General features: G+C 66.4%; 1 protein-coding gene. It reads right to left on the bottom strand.

Features of this window, described 5'->3' with window-relative positions:
• Positions 1-511 precede the first annotated feature (511 nt).
• Positions 512-822 (bottom strand): transposase (locus tag AX750_RS27030; RefSeq protein WP_245282518.1); only part of this gene is annotated, 311 nt, incomplete at its 5' end.

Here is an 822-nt window from a genome sequence, read left to right as displayed (position 1 = left end):
TCGTCGCCATTGCCGCAGTCAAACTCTGGCTACCCTTTGTCCACGAAGCCTAGCTGAGCCGATTCTGCAGGCGTCTCTATGCCGCAGGTCAGCTTGTTCTCCCGACGGGGCTGTCCATCACTGCTTGTCGGTCGACCGCAATTTCTGCTAGCGTCCGCTTCTGGGTTGGCCGCCAATGTCAGGAAGTGTGAAGGGTTTCGGATGCCGGCACTTGCGTTCGCGTTCGGACCGGGCTGAGGGCCGGCGTCCGAAAGCCTCCATGGGAGGAAGCCGCGGTCCGGGGCCGTGGGCTATGGGGATTTCGCCGCGCGGCCTGGTGGGCGGGATCGTGCGAGGCGCGCGACGGCGGCGCAATGCGCCGACCGGGATGCCCGGAAGCCTGAAGTTTGGTGCGTCTGTGCGGGATCCGTGATCGCCGCAAGGTCCATTTCCGCGATCAGCGCGATCGGGATCGCCCGCTCTCTGGCCGAGACCGGTCGTTGTTCCTCAGGGTGTCGCTGCGGCGCCATCGTCATGAGGTGTCGATCCTGACGGCGAGGATGGTGCGCGGTGCCGTGCCCGGAGCGAAGCGCTCGACCAGGATCATGCGACCGCCGCAGCAGGGGCAAGGAGGCCTCCGCTCATCGACCGGATCGGATTGTTTCGCCGAGATCTCTGCTTCACGATCTGCCGTCGTTATGGCCGGCGTCGGCGCCGCCATGATCTGCCTGATGCGGGCGATGGTGTCGGCACGGCGGCACGAGGCGAGCAGGCCGTAATGGCGGATGCGGTGGAAGCCGTCGGGCAGGACGTGGAGCAGGAACCGGCGGATGAACTCGGGGG

This window comes from Methylobacterium sp. CCH7-A2 (assembly GCF_001557075.1).
GTDB lineage: Bacteria > Pseudomonadota > Alphaproteobacteria > Rhizobiales > Beijerinckiaceae > Allobosea > Allobosea massiliensis.
This window is presented reverse-complemented; position numbering and strand designations above follow the sequence as displayed.